The organism is Mucilaginibacter sp. P2_A4 (assembly GCF_056405015.1).
In genome coordinates this window covers 105089-121634 of the sequence record NZ_JBFUCX010000010.1, presented here as the reverse complement: position 1 = coordinate 121634, position 16546 = coordinate 105089, and the positions used below count along the sequence as shown (strand labels likewise).

16 protein-coding genes are annotated in these 16546 nt (G+C 41.7%); 5 read left to right on the top strand and 11 right to left on the bottom strand.

Annotated features, from left to right (window positions below; all coding sequences use genetic code 11):
* Positions 1–2: 2 nt before the first annotated feature.
* Genes AC1DYB_RS18600 through AC1DYB_RS18590 form a run of 3 tightly spaced genes read right to left on the bottom strand, consistent with a single transcriptional unit; the run spans position 3 to position 3226 of the window.
* Entirely contained in the window at positions 3–371 is a 369-nt protein-coding gene (locus AC1DYB_RS18600) for a YraN family protein (RefSeq protein WP_477398571.1), read from the bottom strand.
* Positions 372–2306, bottom strand: a complete 1935-nt coding sequence (dnaG, locus tag AC1DYB_RS18595; RefSeq protein ID WP_477437056.1) for a DNA primase — start codon at positions 2304–2306, stop codon at positions 372–374.
* A 50-nt stretch (positions 2307–2356) separates the two neighbouring features.
* A complete protein-coding gene (locus AC1DYB_RS18590) occupies positions 2357–3226 on the bottom strand; it encodes a DMT family transporter (RefSeq protein WP_477398567.1) in 870 nt (289 codons plus the stop codon).
* A gap of 140 nt (positions 3227–3366) precedes the next feature.
* Here AC1DYB_RS18590 and AC1DYB_RS18585 point away from each other — a divergent pair, with 140 nt between their 5' ends.
* The 5 genes from AC1DYB_RS18585 (at position 3367) to AC1DYB_RS18565 (ending at position 7430) form a co-directional block, all read left to right on the top strand.
* Entirely contained in the window at positions 3367–3852 is a 486-nt protein-coding gene (locus AC1DYB_RS18585) for a DUF6252 domain-containing protein (protein WP_477437055.1), read from the top strand.
* 126 nt (positions 3853–3978) lie between these two features.
* Positions 3979–4470, top strand: coding sequence for a hypothetical protein (locus AC1DYB_RS18580; RefSeq protein WP_477437054.1), 492 nt, complete (start codon positions 3979–3981; stop codon positions 4468–4470).
* 33 nt (positions 4471–4503) lie between these two features.
* Positions 4504–5952 (top strand): asparagine--tRNA ligase, encoded by a 1449-nt coding sequence (asnS, locus tag AC1DYB_RS18575; protein ID WP_295717366.1) that lies wholly within the window; start codon positions 4504–4506, stop codon positions 5950–5952.
* Positions 5953–6181: 229 nt separating this feature from the next.
* Positions 6182–6673, top strand: coding sequence for an SRPBCC family protein (locus tag AC1DYB_RS18570; RefSeq protein ID WP_477437053.1), 492 nt, complete (start codon positions 6182–6184; stop codon positions 6671–6673).
* Positions 6674–6893: 220 nt separating this feature from the next.
* A complete protein-coding gene (locus tag AC1DYB_RS18565) occupies positions 6894–7430 on the top strand; it encodes an RBBP9/YdeN family alpha/beta hydrolase (RefSeq protein ID WP_477437052.1) in 537 nt (178 codons plus the stop codon).
* A gap of 450 nt (positions 7431–7880) precedes the next feature.
* Here AC1DYB_RS18565 and lepB (AC1DYB_RS18560) read toward each other — a convergent pair whose 3' ends face one another.
* From lepB (AC1DYB_RS18560) to AC1DYB_RS18525, 8 genes are all read right to left on the bottom strand, one after another.
* Positions 7881–9353 (bottom strand): signal peptidase I, encoded by a 1473-nt coding sequence (lepB, locus tag AC1DYB_RS18560; RefSeq protein WP_477437245.1) that lies wholly within the window; start codon positions 9351–9353, stop codon positions 7881–7883.
* Between the two features lie 20 nt (positions 9354–9373).
* On the bottom strand, positions 9374–10507 hold the full coding sequence (gene lepB / locus AC1DYB_RS18555; protein ID WP_477437051.1) for a signal peptidase I: 1134 nt from the start codon (positions 10505–10507) through the stop codon (positions 9374–9376).
* A 258-nt stretch (positions 10508–10765) separates the two neighbouring features.
* Positions 10766–12217 carry a signal peptidase I gene (gene lepB / locus AC1DYB_RS18550; protein WP_477437050.1) on the bottom strand — a complete coding sequence of 484 codons (1452 nt, stop codon included), beginning with the start codon at positions 12215–12217 and terminating at the stop codon, positions 10766–10768.
* Positions 12218–12233: 16 nt separating this feature from the next.
* Positions 12234–12983, bottom strand: coding sequence for a 4-hydroxy-tetrahydrodipicolinate reductase (gene dapB / locus AC1DYB_RS18545; protein ID WP_477437049.1), 750 nt, complete (start codon positions 12981–12983; stop codon positions 12234–12236).
* A gap of 43 nt (positions 12984–13026) precedes the next feature.
* Positions 13027–13704, bottom strand: a complete 678-nt coding sequence (locus AC1DYB_RS18540) for a DUF5683 domain-containing protein (protein WP_477437048.1) — start codon at positions 13702–13704, stop codon at positions 13027–13029.
* Positions 13705–13758: 54 nt separating this feature from the next.
* The gene (locus AC1DYB_RS18535; RefSeq protein WP_477437047.1) at positions 13759–14466 is read right to left on the bottom strand and encodes a DUF5683 domain-containing protein; all 708 of its coding nucleotides are present in this window, start codon (positions 14464–14466) and stop codon (positions 13759–13761) included.
* A gap of 259 nt (positions 14467–14725) precedes the next feature.
* Positions 14726–15649 carry a ParB/RepB/Spo0J family partition protein gene (locus AC1DYB_RS18530; RefSeq protein WP_295713472.1) on the bottom strand — a complete coding sequence of 308 codons (924 nt, stop codon included), beginning with the start codon at positions 15647–15649 and terminating at the stop codon, positions 14726–14728.
* Between the two features lie 3 nt (positions 15650–15652).
* Positions 15653–16456, bottom strand: coding sequence for a ParA family protein (locus AC1DYB_RS18525; RefSeq protein WP_477437046.1), 804 nt, complete (start codon positions 16454–16456; stop codon positions 15653–15655).
* Positions 16457–16546 lie beyond the last annotated feature (90 nt).

Below are 16546 nucleotides of genomic sequence, written 5' to 3'. Positions count from 1 at the left end.
GTTTAAGTTCCTGTCGGCCAAAACGCGTCTTCAATATGGTTTAGTATATAATTCTTATTCTTATCAAACAAAATGGCAATAATATCAAACCGCACATCGCCCTGGTGGTTCATCAGGTAAATATATTCGTCCGCGGCAGAAGCCAGTAGCTTTTGCTTACGGGCATCTACAAAATCCTCGGGCTGGCCAAAACCTGTTCCTGTACGGGTTTTAACTTCGGCAAATATAATAACCTTGTTTTTATATGCAATCAGATCAATTTCGGCTTTCCCATAGGTCCAGTTCTCGTCCAGGATTTCATAACCGGAGTTTTCCAGGTGTGTTTTGGCTAAAGCCTCGCCCGCGCGACCCAATTCGAGGTGTTGGGCCATTTATTTGATAATTACTGAACCTAAAAAGTCGGAGATACTTTTTTCTACCTTTTTCATACGGATGTATTGGTTAAGTAATATCTCCTGATCGGTTTCGGTAACGGCGGTTTTGAGTTCGGCACGCAGGCCATCAAGAATCTTCTCTACCTTATGCTTTTTAAGGTGAAAAATAGCACCCAAAATGGCGGCTTTCATATTAGCCTGTTCATCATGTATCATGATCCGGTGCATCTCGTACCAGTTCTCGCTCAGGGTGTATTTAGTGGTAAGCAAATCTATGGTAAGGTCAACAATTCCTTTATTCTTATGATGAATAAAATAATTATCCTCGGGTAGTACCCCGTTTTCAACCTCCTGGCGATATAACTCCACAAACAGCTTACAGGCATCATGTACAAAAGTAACGTCGCCAAGCTCGGCAATCATAAACGGACCGATATAGGTATTGGCAATGCCATCCCAGTCAATCATTCTGCTGCCATATAAAAGCAGCAACCGAATAATTTCCTTTTCCTGAAAATAATCCTCCTTGACTACTTCCTGTACATCGGGCTCATCAAAAAAGTTTGGCTCATCTGGCTGCGGGGCATACCGGGTATTGGTTTGTTGCTGCTGTCCGTCTTTTTTTGCCTTAGCCTGGCGCATTTTATTCAATTCGGATAGCAGCGCCCGCTCATCTATCTGCAATATATAACTACACTCTTTTATAAAGACTGATGCCTTGATAGAATCGGGGATTTTGGCAATACTCTCCACTATCTCCCGGATGATCTCGGCTTTCTTTATCGGGTCGTTACCCGCTTCTTTTAAAAGAATACTGGCTTTGTAAAGGATAAAATCCTTTTTATTTTCTTCAATATGTTTTTTGAAGGCATTGGTACCCACGCTTCGTACGTACGAATCGGGGTCATGCCCTTCGGGGAAAGACACTACTTTTACGTTGAGGCCTTCTTCCAGGATCATATCCAGCCCGCGCAAAGAAGCCTTAATACCCGCCGCGTCGCCATCATACAAAATGGTGATGTTTTTGGTAAACCTGCTAATGAGCTTAATCTGCTCCACAGTTAACGAAGTACCAGACGAAGCCACAACGTTTTCAATACCGGCCTGTACTACCGAAAGCACATCGGCATAACCCTCAACCAAATAGCAGTTATCCTCCTCGCGAATGGCCTTTTTGGCAAAGTAAAGCCCATAAAGCACATTGGATTTATGGTAGATCTCGCTCTCTGGCGAGTTTACGTATTTAGGTACGTTTTTATCTTTTTTAAGGGTACGGCCGCCAAAGGCTATCACCCGGCCTGTAAAGCTATGGATGGGGAACATTACCCGGCCACGGTAACGGTCATACAATGTTCCGTTATCCCGTTTAACAGATAACCCGCTCTCTACTAAAAATTGTTCCTTATAACCTTCCTTAATAGCATTGCCGGTAAAAGCTTCCCATTGATCGGGCGAGTAACCGAGTTCAAACTTTTTGATGATATCGTTACTAAAGCCGCGCTCTTTAAAATAGCTAAGGCCGATGCTTTTGCCATCATCAGTATCCAGCAGGCTTTCATGAAAAAATTTAGCGGCATAAGCCGTAACTATCATGAGGCTCTCGCGGCGTAACTCTTCTTCCCGGTTCTCGGGGGCTTCAACGGTTTCTTCAACCTCGATGCCGTATTTCTTGGCCAGCCATTTCAGGGCTTCGGGATAACTGAATTTTTCCAGCTCCATTAAAAAGGTAACTGCCGAACCACCTTTACCTGTCGAAAAATCCTTAAAAATGCCTTTAGCCGGCGATACCGTGAACGATGGTGTACGCTCATTGGCAAATGGCGACAGCCCTACATAATTGGCCCCCCGCTTTTTTAACTGCACAAATTCCCCTATCACCTCCACAATGTCGGTGGCTTCCATAATACGGTCGATGGTGGATTTTATAATCATGAGCTAAAATGCAAATGTAGGGCAATTCATCAATTGATGATTAACAATCGTTAAGATACTATTTTATTTACTTGATTACGTGGCCTTAAAAATGTTACGGCGATACCAGCCAACACAATAACGCTGCCTATAATTTCTTTTGCCTCCAATTTTTCTTTCAAAAAAACCGCTGCAAGCAGTCCGGCAAATACAGTTTGACTCAACAGGGCTATGGCCACCTTGGTTGATTCCAGGTACCTTAATGAATAATTAATAGTTAACCAGCCAATAAGCTGACATATAAGCCCCATCCCCACAAAACACAGCCAAACCTTTAAGGAGTAATCAACAATATTATTACCCATGAAGCTGCTGATCATCAAAAGAAATACACTTGCGCTTAGCATGCTGTAAAACATAAACGTAAATACATCCAGCCGCCCCATGATTGTTTTGGTGATCATAATATAAGTAGCATAAAACAAACTGGCCAATATGGCCAATAAAATGCCTGCATTAAGCTCAAGGTGCAATATGTGCTCATAGCCTACCAGCACTACCATACCGGCTATGGCAACTACGGTACCTATCCAGAATAATAAGCCAGCGTTTTTTTTGAATATCAGAAAACTCAGCAAGCCAACCCAAACGGGGGCCAGGTTAGCTATTAAAGTTGATACCGTAGCACTGATCTTTAATAAGGAAAGGTTCCAGACCGCTATATCCGCAGCGAATACGATGCCGGCGGTTACCGCAATTATCAGCTGCCGTTTTTCAATCCGGAATTTCTTTTTAGCAATGCAAAAAGGCAACAGGCAAAGCCATGCCACAAAAACCCTGTAAAACGCGGCCCCAATTGGCGATACCCCGGCAAGCTTAACAAATATGGGCGAAAACGAGATGCATAAAATGCCAATAACGAGGCTTACTTTAGGATTCATGGCAGCTTTTAAATGAGCGGCAAACTTAAGCAAATAGGCTTTTAATATGGAGCTTGTTTATATCATAAAACTGTTATTTGTTTTCATGTAACTGTATCAAAACCAGTTGATGCTCCGTAACTACATTAAAACCTGTTACCATGAAAAAAAACCTGCTATTACTTTCTGTCCTGTTCCTTTTTTTAACTGCCTGCGGCAAAAAAGATTGCTGCGTTATGCCAAAACAACCATTCATTACAGCTGAAAAGAACAGCGCTCATTGGACCGCCGACCCAACAAGCAGTACCCTGGTAGGCGATACCGTAGCCATATTTGGCACCAATTTTAGTACAACCCTCGAAGAAACCTTATCCCTGCAGTTTAAGGCATCGGCACCTGGAAAATATGCTTTAAAGGGCAAACAGGCATGGTACTATAATACTGTTGGCCGGGATGTTATTGTAAGCGAATATCAACTTGATGATACCTTTGCAAATTCGGTTGAGATTACTGCCTTTAATAAAGATTCAAATGTTATAGCCGGCACTTTCAGCGTAAAATTAAAACACACCTATCCCTCCGATAAGCCAGCCAGCCTTCAATTTTTAAATGGCAAATTCCAAATTCAATTACATAAATATAAATAATTGAATTTTCGTCTAAAAAACGCCAATCATCATCATTATCAAATATTTGATAATCAGAGCAGCAGTCATAACTTTTGAATATCTTTATGAAGCCAGTTATTGATAACTTCCTACAGTTAAATTGTTATGAAAAAACGCCTGCTAGCTTTGCTTTCCATAACACTGCTGCTTATTGCTTCATGTGCCAAAAAGAAATGCTGTGATTTCCCGACGATAGCCAACTTTATTATTACGCAGAAAAACGGTGCGGAATGGAAATTTGATCCATTAAGCCTTGCCACAGCACAGGATACGGCCATCATATCGGGCACAAACAATGTGGCGGATATGATGGAAACATTCGGCTTTAAATTAAAGTTAAACGGTCTTGGCTATTATGAACTGAAAAGCGACGAAGGTTTTTATCATATTACCAAAGGCAATGAAATTGTAGCCAGGTATAAGCTAAGCACAACCCACAACAATACGGTAATTGTGGTTGCACTTAATGAGAAAGACAAAATCATCCAGGGGCTTTTTAACGTTAGATTTGTTAAAATTTTCGACAAACCTGTAGGCAGTCAACCGGATAGTATCCGTTTTTTAGAGGGAAAATTCAAAGTATCATTACATAATTAATTGTATTTTTGCGGCTCTAAAAAATATACTTATATGAGTCAGCGCACAAAGATCAAAGCATTGCTGCAGAGCCAGCAAACTGATATTGATGTAACAGTTAAGGGATGGGTACGTGCCTTCCGGTCAAATCGTTTTATTGCTTTGAATGATGGCTCAACCAATAACAATATCCAGATCGTGGTTGATTTTGAAAACACCGATCCTGCTTTGTTAAAACGCATTACTGTTGGCGCTGCAATCAGTGTATCAGGAAAACTGATCGCCTCATTAGGCAAAGGCCAAACGGTAGAAGTTATAGCCGCCAATATTGATATCTTAGGCGATAGTGATCCAGAAAAATATCCTATTCAGCCTAAAAAGCATAGCCTGGAGTTTTTAAGGGAAAATGCGCACCTGCGTTTCCGTACCAGTACTTTTGGATCGATATTTCGCCTGCGCAACAGCCTGGCATTTGCAGTACACCAGTTTTTCCAGGAGCGCGGTTTTGTTTACCTGCACACGCCGGTTATAACACAATCTGATGCTGAAGGTGCAGGTGAAGCTTTTCACGTAACCAACTTCGATCTTAACAATATCCCTAAAACCGATACTGGTGAGGTTGACTATAAACAGGATTTCTTTGGCACTTCTACCAACCTTACCGTATCCGGGCAACTGGAAGGCGAGCTGGGTGCTATGGCCCTGAGCGATATTTATACTTTCGGACCAACCTTCCGTGCAGAAAACTCAAACACTACCCGTCACCTTGCCGAGTTTTGGATGATTGAACCGGAAGTTGCCTTTAACGACCTTGATGACAACATGGACCTTGCCGAGGACATGCTGAAATATGTGATTAAATACGCGCTGGATAAAAACCCGGACGATATTGAGTTTTTAACTCAACGTCTGCAGGAAGAAGAAAAGCAAAAACCACAGAACGAGCGGTCGGAAATGAGCTTACTGGAGAAACTTCAGTTTTGCCTGGATAATGATTTTGAACGCCTTACTTATACCGAGGCTATTGATATTTTAAAAGAATCGACACCGAACAAGAAGAAAAAGTTCCAATATCCTATTGAAGGCTGGGGAACGGATCTGCAATCAGAGCATGAGCGCTACCTTGTAGAGAAACACTTTAAAAAACCCGTAATCCTTACCGATTACCCTAAAGCTATTAAAGCATTTTACATGCGCCAGAACGAGCCTGATGCCCAGGGTCGCGAAACTGTACGTGCCATGGATATTCTTTTCCCTGGTATCGGTGAAATTGTTGGTGGTTCACAACGTGAAGAACGCCTTGATAAACTGGAACAACGCATGGACGAAATGGGTATCCCTAAAGATGAACTTTGGTGGTACCTGGATACCCGTCGCTTCGGCGCCTGCGAACATGCCGGCTTTGGTTTAGGCTTTGAGCGTTTAGTATTGTTTGTTACCGGTATGGGTAACATCCGTGACGTGATCCCTTTCCCAAGGTTCCCGAAGAACGCGGAATTTTAAACAGGATTAAATGGATTTTGCAGGATTTCTCCTGCAAAACTCCACAAAACATAAGTCCATGTCATTGCGCCAATTAAAATTGTGCGAAATGTTAAAGGAAAAAGACGCTCTAAAGGGTTTGTCATCCTGAACGCAGTGAAGGATCTATTCGCAGATTTACAGGGCGAAGAAGCATGGTGAATAATAGATCCTTCACTGCGTTCAGGATGACAAAAGTTTTTTTTATAATATGCCTATTATCGAATTAGCCACCCATATCAATGCTCCTATTGCAAAGTGTTTCAACCTTGCCAGGAGTATCGATATCCATGTGGACTCGATGCAGCAAAGCGGAGAATCGGCAGTTGCCGGGCGCACCAGCGGCCTGATTGAGTTGGGCGAAACTGTTACCTGGCGCGCAAAGCATTTCGGCATATGGCAAACCTTAACCTCAAAGGTTACCGAAATGGAATACCCCAATTACTTTACCGACGAAATGGTACAGGGGGCATTTAAGAACTTCAGGCACGAGCATTATTTTTATCCCATCAATAACCAAACCCTGATGAAAGACATTTTTATGTTTGATGCACCATTGGGTTTCTTAGGAATTATAGCTAATTTTCTGTTTTTGGAAAGATATATGCGCAACTTGCTGCAACAACGGAACGAGGTGATAAAACAGGTAGCGGAAGCCCCCCGGCCCCTTGAAGGTGGAGTTGGACTGGATACATCTTTTTAATAAAAAATTTGTCATTTCGATAGAGCAAGGGGAGGAATAAGCGGTAGGGCGAAAGAGAAATCTTCTACGCCCTGTATAGCTGACATTGCATATCGTACAAGATTTCTCCTCGTACCTCGGTCGAAATGACAACGCTTTTTAATTCAATAGAGGAAAGGGAGTTGGCTTCGGTTAATTAACAAACCAAAATCTTTTTAATCACATAAAAATCTTATAAATCGTGTTTAAATCAACTATACTTATCATTCCTGGCCTGGGCAATTCCGGACCTGAGCATTGGCAATCTATTTGGGAAAAGCAATTTAATCTTATCCGCGTTGAGCAACAGGATTGGGAAACACCTGTTTGCGCGGATTGGATCAAAACACTTAACGATTATGTTAACCAACATAACCCTGCCGAAGTGATCCTGGCAGGCCATAGCCTTGCCTGTGCCACTATCGCCTATTGGGCCAGAGAATTTAACGTTACCATAAAAGGAGCGCTGCTGGTTGCTCCCAGCGATACTGAGGCCGACACTTATCCCGAAGGCACTACCGGCTTTTCACCCGTACCGTTAATAACGCTGCCGTTTAAGAGCATTGTAGTGATGAGCACCAACGATTACTATGTACGCCCGGAAAGAGCTCAATTATTTGCTGATAGCTGGGGCAGTAAGCTCATCAGCATTGGCGATGCAACACATATTAACGCCTCATCAAATTTAGGCGAATGGGAAGAAGGATTGGCGTTGTTGAAGGAATTGGATAGTGATTAAACCTTTATCTGCCAATTGGGGATATACAGAGATACTGAAAAGGAAATGACCTTTTAAAAAAAAGGCTGTCCTGCTGAGCCTGTCGAAGCATGTGGGCAAAGGCCTCTGCGCGCGCCCCTTCGACAAGCTCAGGGTGACCGGCCCTTTTTGAATGCAAATACTTTGATAATAAATACTTCAAAGGTCATGCTTAAAACATCTAATCTACGCCGCGCATATCCGATCTGCATAGTTTACTAGTAAATCGTTCGTACCTTAGGATTGAACTTCCTTCAGCACCCTAATGCTAAGTATATTACATGTGGTCTACCTGTCCTGTGGGGTCCTGAAACAAGTTCAGGATGACTTCATTTTTATAACTTGCCATAGGTAATGAGGAATGACAAAAGTTCAACAAAAAAGGCCCGGCTATTTCAACAACAGCCGGGCCTTTTAAGTATCGTGATAATATTACCTGATAATATTAAACAACCTGCTCCACCTGATCTTGCTCAGGAAAGAAGCCTGGTCATCAATACTCATCCAGATAAAGAGCGCCTTGCCCACAATGTGATCTTCGGGTACAAAGCCCCAGAAACGTGAATCTTCGGAGTTGTGGCGATTGTCACCCATCATAAAATAGTAGTTAAGCTTAAAGGTGTAGCTATCGGCTTTTTTGCCGTTGATCATAATATCTTTACCTACTACCTCTACTTTATTACCCTCGTAAATCTCTATCGCGCGACCATAAACCGGGAACGTTAAGCTATCCAGCTTCACTGTCCAGCCTTTTTTGGGAACTATAATCGGACCAAAATTATCCGGGTTCCAAACAAAATTAGGAAAGTTTGGCGTGATTTTATAGTTAGGGAATTTTGCAGGGAAAACGGAGTAATTAACATCCGGTGAGCCGGCAGGCGTAATTTCGGGCGTAACCGATTTAATATTTGAATATCCTTTTAAAGTTTTTGCCGATGCAGCCGTTGTATTGGTTGTAAACTCATTGGTCTTATCGCTGTTGATATCTTCCAGGTGCAAATCGGAAGTAAGCTGTGGGTTCAGCGGCGTTCCATCGTACTTAACCCTGTAAGTCATTTCACCGTTTACAGGTGTAGTTTCAGTTTTGCCGTTTATAAAAACCTGCGCATTAACAATACTTAATGTATCGCCGGGTGTACCCTGGCAGCGTTTAATAAAGTTTTCGCGTTTATCAACTGGCCTGTACAAAGGCGAATCAGCATCCATAGGGTAATTAAATACCACAACATCGCCTTTTTTAATATCGCTTAAGCCAGGTAAGCGGTAATATGGCAACTCGATGCCATCCCAGTAAGCTTTGGTATTTATGAGTGGCATGGTGTGGTGCGCAAAAGGGAAGGCAACGGGTGTCATCGGTAAGCGGGCACCATAGTTAACCTTGCTTACAAATAGGTAATCGCCAATAAGTAACGAGCTTTCCATAGATGCACTCGGGATCACATAAGCTTCAATAAAAAGCGTACGGATCATAGTGGCCGCTATTACCGCGAAAATAATGGCATCGGCCCATTCACGTGTAGGCGTTTTTTTAAGCGCCTTTTTATATTTCTCCCTAAACTCCGGACTTGCCGATTGGCCCAGGTATTTTGTATCCTTATCAAACCCCCACTTTGGTAAAAATATAAATGAAAATGCAACAGCGCCTATATGATCAAGCAAGGCAAACTTGCCGTATGATTTTACAAAATCAACAATGATGCCTATCAATACCAGGATATTGATCCCCGGCAATAACATCAGCGCCAGCCACCACATGGGCCTGCCGCTTAGTTTCAACATCACATAAATATTATAGATGGGCACAAGGCCTTCCCAGCCTGGTCGGCCAGCTTTTTCAAATAATTTGTATAAGCCTATGTAAGGCAGAACTATCAGTAATAAAACCCCGATTACAATATTCACTATATGTTATTTTAATTTTCTAATTAATGTATCCCTCTAAATAACCTGTTCCAGCGTATTTTATTTACAAATGATGCGGTGCTATCCACACTCAACCAGGTAAATAAAGCTTTGCCTACTACATGATCCTCTGGCAAAAAGCCCCAGTAACGCGAATCTGTTGAATTATGGCGGTTATCACCCATCATCCAGTAGTAATTCATTTTAAAGGTGTAAGTATCGGCTTTTTTTCCGTTTATAAAAACATCATTGCCTACTACTTTTACAGTATTGTGCTCATAAATGGCAATAGCCCTGCCATAAATTGGAAACGTAAGGCTATCGAGTTTAACTGTCCATCCCTTTTTGGGGATAATAACCGGGCCAAAGTTATCAACGTTCCAACCGTATCTTGGCATGGCGCCTATTTTATAACCCGGGTGCGATAGTGGGTAAACAGGGTTCAGGTCATCAACTAAACCTTTTATGGCAACATCTGGCGTAACTGATTTAATGTTCGAAAACCCTTTTAATTTATTTGCCGATGCTACGGTTGTATTGGCTTTAAAATCGGTGTTGTTGATTACCGCGATATCAGTTAAATGAAGTTCGTTGATCAGCTCCGGGTTAATAGGGTTACCATCCGACTTGATTACATAGGTCATTTCGCCGGTTACAGAAGTCAGCTCGGGTTTTCCATTGATATACACCTGGGCCTGGGCCAAACTTAATGTATCGCCGGGCGTACCCTGGCAACGCTTAATGATATTTTCACGTCTATCCACCGGGCGGTAATATGGCGAATCGGCCTCCATGGGTAAGTTAAATACCACAACATCTCCCTTTTTAATATCACTAAAACCAGGCAGACGGTAATATGGTAGTTGTAAACCGCTCCAGTATGATTTTATATCTGTATAAGGGATATTGTGTGCAGTAAACGGGATAGCAAACGGCGTTATTGGCATACGCGCGCCATAGTTTACTTTACTTACAAACAGGTAATCGCCAATGAGCAGCGAACTTTCCATAGATCCGCTGGGGATTACGTAAGCCTCAATAAAAAGTGTACGGATCAGTGTTGCAGCTATAACAGCAAAAACAATGGCATCAGCCCATTCACGGACAGGGCCTTTTTTCTTTTTTACTTTGCTTTTATCTTTTGTGAAAAACTTCATAAATGTGCAGTTTCAAATGTGCAAATATGCAGATGACCTATTTCATATATGCAGATTACAAATTTGTTAATTTTTTAGGTGACTATAATTTGTTAATTAACCCTAAGACTATCATGTAAGCAATATGTTACCTGGGTAGATGTGCAAATTTCAAATGTGCAGATGCCGGCTCTGTATAGTTCGCGATTGCTTCGTTCCTCGCAATGACATGGGGCTTCCATCATCTGCATATCTGCACATCTGAAATCCCCACATCTACTAATTAATCCAGCTCATTACCCGGTTCCATCTAATTTTATCGGCAAATGGTGATGTTTCATCCCAGCTCATCCACACAAACAAGGCTTTACCTACAATATGATCTTCTGGCACAAAGCCCCAAAAACGTGAATCTAATGAATTGTGGCGGTTATCGCCCATCATCCAATAATAGTTCATTTTAAAAGTATAGCTATTAGTTTTTTTACCGTTTATGCTAATGTTATTCCCGTTTACCTGCAGTTTATTATTTTCATATACCTCTATGGCCCGGCGATAGATTGGCAACGTAAAAGCATCCAACCTCACCGTCCAGCCCTTTTTGGGGACTATAATTGGGCCAAGGTTATCAACGTTCCACCGTTGATTGGCATCATGCGGAAACACCTCAGGATCATAAACGCCCCTAAATTGTATATCGGGCCGGATGTATTTGACATGGGGAACTTTTTTTAAAGCACTTGCCGACTGCTTTGACATGTTCATCATGTAATCAACATTAGTAAATGCCTGGATATCTGACAAATGAAGATCATATTGCAATTTGGGACTGATGGCATTACTATCAATATTAACCATGTATTGCATTTGGCCATGCGGCGGAGTAATAACAGGTTTGCCGTTCACATATACCTGTGCGCTAATTAAGCTAATTGTATCGCCGGCAACTGCCTGGCAACGCTTAATATAGTTTTCCTGTTTATCAACGGGCCTATAGTAAGGTGAATCCGCATCCATTGGATAATTAAAAACAACCACATCTCCCTTTTTTACCTCACTTAATCCGGGCAGCCTCAGGTAGGGCAGCTTTAAACCATCCCAGTAGGATTTTGTGCCTATATATGGCATCTTATTATGCGCAAAGGGGAATGACACCGGCGTCATGGGCAGGCGGGCTCCATAACTAAACTTGCTTACAAAAAGGTAATCGCCAATCATAAGCGAACCTTCCATTGATGCAGACGGAATAGTGTAGGCTTCTATAAAAAACAGGCGAATGATGGTTGCCGCCAATACAGCAAAAAAGATAGCTTCTGACCACTCCCTTACCGATGATCTGCGTATAATGGGCTGGTATTTTTCATGAAAATCATCACTGGCAGACTGACCCAGGTAATGGGTGTTTTTATCAAAACCCCAAATTGGCAAAAAAACAAATGGCAAAATAATAGCTCCCGCAATATGGGTCATTTTTGTTTTACCAAATGATTTTATAAAATCGATAACTATACCAACGCCAATGATGATATATATCCCGGGGATGAAACATAGCAAAAGCCACCATAAGGGCCTGCCGCTAAGCTTCAACATCATATAGGTACTGTAAATGGGGATTAGTGCCTCCCAGCCGGGTCGTCCTGCTTTTTGAAATAGTTTCCAAAGGCCAACATGCACTAATATTAATAAAGGGGCTAATATGGTATAAACCCCGATATAACCAGCTATTTCCATTTACTGCAGATGGAAATTAACTTTTAAAATCAAACATGGCCTCAACCGAATAAAATCCTTTTTTATTATGAATCCACTCGGCAGCAAGCACGGCGCCAAGGGCAAAACCGTTACGGTTATGGGCGGTATGCTTAAATTCAATGGTATCAACTTCGGAATCATAAATTACGGTATGCGTGCCGGGCACACTGTCAATCCGCATAGATTCTATCAGCAGCTGATCTGGCTGAACATTTTCGTCGTCGTCACTATCATCGGTAGTTAAAACATTAACCCAATCCGATTTAGATTCCAGGTTATCAATGATCCCTTCGGCAATGGTTATTGCTGTTCCGCTTGGGGCATCCATTTTCTGAACGTGGTGAATTTCTTCAACCTGTACGTCATAATAAGGATAGTTATTCATCACTTTGGCAAGCATCCGGTTAATGTGGAAAAAAATATTAACCCCCACACTAAAGTTGGTAGCGTACATTAATGAATTGTTACCCTCTTCGCATTGCTGCTTCACCTGGTCTATTTTATCATACCAACCGGTAGTGCCTACCACAATAGGCACACCGGCATTAAAGCAATGCTCAATATTGCCCAACACAGATGCAGGCATAGTGAACTCGATTACAGCATCGGCCTTTTGAAGGTTTTCGGCAGTAAGCTCATGCAGGTTTTGATGATCAATGGTTAAAACAATTTCATGCTTGCGGCTAATGGCGATCTTTTCTATGATCTTGCCCATTTTTCCATAGCCAAGTAACGCTATCTTCATTTTTAATATTTATTGAATTAACAGCTAAGATATAAATGTGCCGTTAAAACGTAAAGGTAACTTTTATACCCGGAATATAGGAACCAAACGAACTTTGGGCATAAACCGGCTGGTTGATAACACTTGGTGTAACCCGGATAGCAAAATTATTATCAACCGTATATGCATTTATGAATTTTGCATCAATATAGGCATCAATAGTTTGTATTCCCCAGGCACCTAAAATGCCCAATATACTTAAATCGCGGTTACGACGGTAGCCATCAAGCGCATCATATATATTTTGTGCAGGCACGCCAGCGGCCGTATACGCCTTATACTCTGCATAATACTTGTCGGTAACTTTTGGTGTTACGCCATTTTTATAATAATGTGCCAGTACATTAAACTGGTTATAATATCCCTGGTTAAAGATCACTGCCGAAGCCAGCAGGCCAATCCCTCCATAAACAATTGGAACTTTCCACCAGCGGTGATTGTACAGCTGGCCCCAGCCAGGTATCATCAACGAATGCATCACAGCTTTATGCGGGCTATGGGTACTATCGGGATGATATTCTTTTTCCTTTTTAATAGGCGGCGCAAATGAACCCGGAGCTGTTCCGGTTGCCTTTTTAAAAGTATCTTTTTTAGCTACCGATGCGGTATCTGCCTTTTGCTGCGCTTTAACAGAAAAGACACACGCCGTTAACATCCCAATAATTAACAAATATTTATACATTCTTTTTATAAAAAATAATAAAGCACTAACGCCACGCTATACAGCGCGCCACTTTTATCTTATTGCAAAGGTAATTTTTATACCCGGATTAAAAGAGCCCCTATGGCTTACTCCATACACCTGCTCGACAAGTACATCACTAACTGGTTTAACCGCCAAATTATTATCAATAGAAAATGTATTTATAAATTTGGCATCAATATAAGCATCAATAGCATTAATCGCCCACATGGCAGCTACGCCTAAAATACAAATATCGCGGTTACGGCGCCAGCTTTCGGCCAAATCGCCCACTTCCCTATCAGAAAATCCCTGGTAGTATCCGTACTCGGTTTTATACTTTACATATAATGCGTGGTTAGGATTTTGTGGCGATGTTAACGCGGCCGAATAGATGTAATGCTTTAACCTGTACACCGCAATTAGCTGTGCATAGTTTTTTTGATTATATATCACAGCCGATCCCAAAAATCCCAAACCACCATAAACAATGGGTATTTTCCACCATCGATGATTATATAGCTGCCCCAAACCCGGTAACATTAACGAGCGAACTACAGCGGTATGTGACTTGTGCAGACTATCGGGATAATATTTTTTCTCTTTTCCTGCAGATAACCCAAAGGAGCCGGGCGCTACTTCATTCTTGTTCTTAAATGCATCTTTTGAACTTAAAGATAACCTATGCAAATAAGGGGATTGCGCTTTAACAGTAAAAGTAATAATTGTGATAAACCCAATAACCAATGGATATTTATACATAAGGCAGGTAAATTATAACATAAGCGTCAACAGGAATTTAGCCTGTTGAATAACCATAAACTGATTTGGCGGCCTATTATTATACCTGGGGTAGTATTATATAAACATATAAAAACAACGGTGATAAAAAAATGGCCGATCTGCTCAAAGCCAGTGCATGGGTGTAGTTCTACGGGTAAAGACAACCCCATTATCACAAATTAAAAAGGCCGCATCATGTTATTTATGATACGGCCAATTATAAGGATATTGTTAACTTTTACCAATCCAGCATCTCGAGGATACGGCCCAGGTCATCTTCTGAAAGAAAGGGAATTTCGATAACCCCATTGCCTTTATTGCCTACTTTAAGTGTTACCCTGGTGCTAAACTTTGAAGCCAGGTCGTCCTGAATTTTTTGTAGCTGATATGATACCGGTTCGGGTTGCTTGCCCTCTTTTTTTACAGGCGCCTTTTGCATATCACGAACCAACTCTTCAACCTTACGAACAGATAAACCTTGTTGAATGATATGCTGGTGTAAATATAGCTGCTTGGCAGGATCATCAATATTTATAAGCGCCTTGGCATGGCCCATACTAAGTGCCCCATCGCGGATGGATGCCTGGATGCTTGGTGGCAATTTTAGTAAGCGCAAATAATTGGTAACGGTCGAACGGTTTTTGCTCACCCTGTCACCAAGTTCTTCCTGTTTAAGGTTACACTCCTCAATCATCCGTTGAAAACTCAGAGCCACCTCGATAGCATTCAGATTTTCACGCTGAATATTTTCTATCAATGCCATTTCCAGCATTTGCTGATCATTGGCAGTACGTACATAAGCCGGTACCTGGGTTAGCCCGGCCAGTTTTGATGCCCTGAAACGGCGCTCGCCCGATATTAGCTGGTATTTATGTGCATTAATGCGCCTTACAGTTATTGGCTGTATAAGTCCCTGCAATTTGATGGAATCGGCAAGCTCATTAAGCGCTTGCTCATCAAAATCGGTACGCGGCTGAAAGGGATTAACCTCAATTTCACTCAGACGAATTTCATTAACTGAACCCAGGCTATTAACCTCGGCAGCTGATGTTGATGCTTCCTGCTGTTCTTTATTTTTATTTTGGTAGGGTTGTACGTTTACAGAGTCATTCAACAGCGCACTTAATCCTTTGCCCAGGGCATTTCTTCTTTCATTACTCATCTACTATACTGTTGCTGTTGCCGTTACTGTTTCGCTTTTTACAAGACCATTCTTTTGAATAATTTCGCGGGCCAGATTTAAATAATTAATTGCCCCCCTACAGGTGGCATCATGCATAATAACCGATACGCCAAAGCTTGGCGCTTCGCTTAAACGGGTGTTACGCTGTATAATGGTATCAAAAACCATATCCTCAAAATGTGTTTTCACCTCATCAACCACCTGATTGCTCAGACGTAAACGCACATCATACATGGTTAACAAAATACCTTCAATCTCCAGTTGCGGGTTAAGACGCGATTGAACTATTTTAATAGTGTTTAACAACTTACCCAATCCTTCCAATGCAAAATACTCGCATTGTACAGGTATAATTACCGAATCGGCAGCGGTTAAGGCATTAATGGTAATTAAACCTAATGAAGGCGAGCAATCAATAATGATAAAATCATATTCATTGCGTACCGCTTCAAAAACCTGTTTCATTTTGTATTCGCGGCCGCTCAGGTTAATCATTTCTATCTCGGCACCTACCAGGTCAATATGAGCAGGCAGCAGATCGAGGTTTGGAGTTTCGGTTTTCTGGATAGCCTCATGAGGATCAACCTGGTTGATGATACACTCATAAATACTATTCTTTATATTACGGGGATCAAAACCTATCCCTGATGTGGAATTTGCCTGTGGATCGGCATCAACCAATAGTGTTTTAAAATCTAATACGGCCAAACTTGCAGCCAGATTTATAGATGATGTAGTTTTCCCTACGCCACCTTTCTGGTTGGCTAAAGCAATAATTTTACTCATTCTATATGTTCAAAATTTGATATTACAATGATTTATAGTAACGTAAAGTAGCTTCAGAAATTTCTACTTTCGTAAAGTTTTTATCCCGTG

Excerpts from the sequence above, each read along its gene's own strand:
- AC1DYB_RS18525 (WP_477437046.1), bottom strand. The coding sequence starts at position 16,456 with ATGAGTAAAATTATTGCTTTAGCCAACCAGAAAGGTGGCGTAGGGAAA.
- dapB (WP_477437049.1), bottom strand. The coding sequence starts at position 12,983 with ATGAAGATAGCGTTACTTGGCTATGGAAAAATGGGCAAGATCATAGAA.
- AC1DYB_RS18580 (WP_477437054.1), top strand. The coding sequence starts at position 3,979 with ATGAAAAAACGCCTGCTAGCTTTGCTTTCCATAACACTGCTGCTTATT.
- AC1DYB_RS18585 (WP_477437055.1), top strand. The coding sequence starts at position 3,367 with ATGAAAAAAAACCTGCTATTACTTTCTGTCCTGTTCCTTTTTTTAACT.
- AC1DYB_RS18600 (WP_477398571.1), bottom strand. The coding sequence starts at position 371 with ATGGCCCAACACCTCGAATTGGGTCGCGCGGGCGAGGCTTTAGCCAAA.
- asnS (WP_295717366.1), top strand. The coding sequence starts at position 4,504 with ATGAGTCAGCGCACAAAGATCAAAGCATTGCTGCAGAGCCAGCAAACT.
- AC1DYB_RS18570 (WP_477437053.1), top strand. The coding sequence starts at position 6,182 with ATGCCTATTATCGAATTAGCCACCCATATCAATGCTCCTATTGCAAAG.
- AC1DYB_RS18590 (WP_477398567.1), bottom strand. The coding sequence starts at position 3,226 with ATGAATCCTAAAGTAAGCCTCGTTATTGGCATTTTATGCATCTCGTTT.
- lepB (WP_477437050.1), bottom strand. The coding sequence starts at position 12,217 with ATGGAAATAGCTGGTTATATCGGGGTTTATACCATATTAGCCCCTTTA.
- AC1DYB_RS18540 (WP_477437048.1), bottom strand. The coding sequence starts at position 13,704 with ATGTATAAATATTTGTTAATTATTGGGATGTTAACGGCGTGTGTCTTT.
- dnaG (WP_477437056.1), bottom strand. The coding sequence starts at position 2,306 with ATGATTATAAAATCCACCATCGACCGTATTATGGAAGCCACCGACATT.
- AC1DYB_RS18530 (WP_295713472.1), bottom strand. The coding sequence starts at position 15,649 with ATGAGTAATGAAAGAAGAAATGCCCTGGGCAAAGGATTAAGTGCGCTG.
- AC1DYB_RS18535 (WP_477437047.1), bottom strand. The coding sequence starts at position 14,466 with ATGTATAAATATCCATTGGTTATTGGGTTTATCACAATTATTACTTTT.
- lepB (WP_477437051.1), bottom strand. The coding sequence starts at position 10,507 with ATGAAGTTTTTCACAAAAGATAAAAGCAAAGTAAAAAAGAAAAAAGGC.